At 57.0% G+C, this 3,171-nt stretch carries 3 protein-coding genes; 2 read left to right on the top strand and 1 reads right to left on the bottom strand.

Going from position 1 to position 3,171, the window contains the following annotated elements:
* Both ABX962_RS33530 and ABX962_RS33525 read left to right on the top strand, forming a co-directional pair.
* A partial coding sequence (locus tag ABX962_RS33530; protein ID WP_372726030.1) for a 16S rRNA (uracil(1498)-N(3))-methyltransferase occupies positions 1-778 on the top strand: 778 nt, incomplete at its 5' end.
* A gap of 20 nt (positions 779-798) precedes the next feature.
* Entirely contained in the window at positions 799-1,905 is a 1,107-nt protein-coding gene (locus ABX962_RS33525; protein ID WP_372726029.1) for a glycosyltransferase, read from the top strand.
* Positions 1,906-2,034: 129 nt separating this feature from the next.
* On the opposite strand, the gene ABX962_RS33520 is transcribed toward ABX962_RS33525, so the two are convergent.
* Complete coding sequence (locus ABX962_RS33520) at positions 2,035-2,880, bottom strand: hypothetical protein (protein WP_372726028.1); 846 nt, start codon at positions 2,878-2,880, stop codon at positions 2,035-2,037.
* Positions 2,881-3,171 lie beyond the last annotated feature (291 nt).

Below are 3,171 nucleotides of genomic sequence, written 5' to 3'. Positions count from 1 at the left end.
TGCTTTGATCGATCCTCCAGCATCCCTGGGTCACCGACTCGCGTATTCGCCACGCTCCCCCGATTCCACAATGACTCGTCGTTATTATTGTTCTAACCTGCCCTCCAACGGGGGAAACATCGTCCTGGTCGACGCCGAGGCTCAGCATGCCATCCGGGTGATGCGGGTCAAAACCGGCGATTCGATCACGCTGTTTGATGGCAAGGGAAGCGAGGCCGAGGCGGTGATCGACTCAATCACCCGGCGCGAGTGTTTTTGCAGCACCCAGCCGACCACCCAGCCAGATCGTGAGCCCCAGGTGTCACTGCATTTGGGCGTGGCGCTGCCGAAGCCCGATCGTTGTCGCGAGCTGGTCGAACGCTTGACCGAAATCGGAGTGAAAACGTTAACACCAATCGTGGCGGCACGGACGCAGCGTGAGCCATCGGCATCGCTACTGGAAAAACTGAGACGGACCGTGATCGAAGCTTGCAAACAATCCGGCCGTAACCATTTGATGGAAATCGAAGACACGCTCACCAGCAGCCAATTTTTTGCCGACGCGGCACAACAAGATCAACTCCGTTGGATTGCCCATCCTGCCGACGATGCTGATCAAGTCGCAGCCGCTAACCGCAACGACGCTATAAATTGCAGTGCCGCGGTGGGGCCCGAGGGTGGATGGACCGAGGACGAAGTCGGTTTGGCGATTCAAAACGGATTCCAGTGCCTGCCGCTTGGCAACCGAATTTATCGAATTGAAACCGCCGCAGTCGTGATTGCCGCTCGCATATTGTAAGCCACGATTATATTGGTCGGATGCGAATCGCCCTAGTCATTACCGAATTGAATCCCGGCGGCGCCGAACGGTGTTTGTCCGAGATTGCGATCGGACTCGCCGACAACGGCGACGACGTGCGTGTCTACAGTTTTGGCTCGCCGCCACTTCCGCAAAAAGCGATCTTCGCCGACCGACTTTCTTCGCATGGGATTTCGGTCACCTATCTGAATCTCGACTCGGCGTGGCACTTCATTCGGGCGCGACGTGAATTGGCCAAGCTGCTACGAGCGTTTCAGCCATCACTCGTCCAGACCTTCTTGTTTCATGCCAATGTGATCGGGACGTTAGCGGCAAAAGACGCGGCAGTAGATGTTTGTGTAGGCGGCATCCGCGTTGCCGAGGCGAATCGAATCCGCTGCCAGATCGAACGACGACTGATTAAAAAAATGAATCATGTCGTCTGTGTCAGCGAAGAAGTGAAGCAGTTTTCGCACCAGTATCTAGGCACTCAGGCCGAGCGAACCTCGGTCATCCCCAACGCGGTAGACGTGCCAAGATTTTCAACCGCCCATCCGGTCGCCTTGCACACGATCGGTTGGGACGACGACAGCGTGGTGACTCTATTTGTGGGGCGGATGCACCCGCAAAAAGGACTGGAGCTGATTCAAGAACAAATCGATACGCTGGCGCCAGCGGGTTCGAAACGTCGCATGCTGTTGATAGGCGAGGGGCCGCTCGCAGAGAAAATCGATGATTGGACGCAGCATGTAGGCCATGACCGAGTCCAGCGGTTGCCGTGGCATCCCAACATCGCGGCCTGGATGCGAGCATCACGCGTGCTGGTGCTGCCCAGTCGTTATGAGGGCATGCCCAATGTGGTGCTTGAAGCGATGGCGGCGGGGTTGCCAGTCGTTTGCAGTAGTGTCGAAGGATCCAGTACGTTGTTGGCGCACGCGGCGGACGACCAACTGTTCGAATCGGGTGATTCGCCGGCGATGGCCAAGCGAGTCACGCGTTTTCTCGAGAACGCCGATTTTGCACATGAACTTGGACTTCAAAACCAAGCTCGGGCTCGTATCGATTTTTCGATTCCGACGATGGTCGATCGTTACCGGACTCTGTATCGCGATCTGCTGAATCAATAAGCAGTGCGAAGAAACGCGAGCCAACCGGCGAGTCAGAGATTGGCGGTTCCACTCCCAACACAACGAGCCCCACCCAGAGCCGGCTACCGCCGACTCTGACCTCCCCACCGGTAAGGTGAATCGTTTTTTTCAATTCGTTCCGGGCAACGCGGTGCGGTTCACCTTGGGGACTTCGTATTGCGTTTGACGCACGGGATTGAATCGCTTCACTCGCACTTCGTCTTCGCTGAACGGATCCGACAGACTATCGAACAACGATCCCCCTTCCTCTTTCGGTGCGGCTGGCGGTTGTTCAGCCGGGCGACTCGGCACCTCGGGGCGAGGCGTGGGAATCGCACGAGGCACGACGCGTGATTGCGGCACCACTCCCGATCCAATTGATTGGCCTCCTCGTGAACGCGGCGCCGTCGGTTGGCGTGCCGCAGGACTCGAGCGAATGATCGGTTCACTCATCTGCATCGGCACACGAGGTGCCATGACTCGCGGTTGCGGAGTGGGTGGCACGGCCATGTGCGGCGGCGTCGGTTCGAAGCTATCTTCGTAGATTTCGACCGGACCTTCGTAATGGGAATCTTCGGTTGCATACGGAACGACGTTAATCTCGTGTCCTTCGTATGGCATCATGTGGCCCATCGCCGAGTCACACGAAGCTTGGTCGCAGCCCCCGGTTCGACATTTATCCAATCCGAGCAATTTTTCGATCCCGCCGGCAAACGCGTCCAGTGAGCGATAGATCGGACCATGTTTTGGTGGGCAAGCCATTCTCGCACCTCCATCACATCCACAATCGCCCATCATGGGCAGAGCGATTCCGCCGCAATCACAGGCTGCGGTTTCACAGCCGCATTCGGATGCGACCACGGGAAGCGTCGGCGTCGCCAAGGATGCAGCCATGGTGCCCACCACGGCGAATCGGATGACCGCCTTGATCGTGCGGGATCGACGTGACGAAATGACAGTATTACGGGAATTCATCGGGAACCTCTATCGATGGGATCGTGTTGCCCTCTGATATCGTCGCCGTAGAACCGGAATGACCAAGAGAATCCGAACGAGCCGCAAACTCGGCCTATCTTGCCAGACCGGCATTCCCAGAGGGTTCGTCGACCACCAACTAAGGGAGAGCATTTCGCTAAACGGAACGCCCCAGCACGCTGGATTTTGCCAATGCTGCGTGCAAGTCGTTCCCCCAATTGACTCCTTACAGACAACGGGGCATTGGATCGTTAAACTGTTGCCATCGGTTAATAATGCATATTTTTTAAG

The organism is Novipirellula sp. (assembly GCF_041583735.1).
Classification (GTDB): domain Bacteria; phylum Planctomycetota; class Planctomycetia; order Pirellulales; family Pirellulaceae; genus Novipirellula.
The sequence above is the reverse complement of the archived record's forward strand: the minus strand, read 5'-3'. Positions and strand labels throughout refer to the sequence as shown.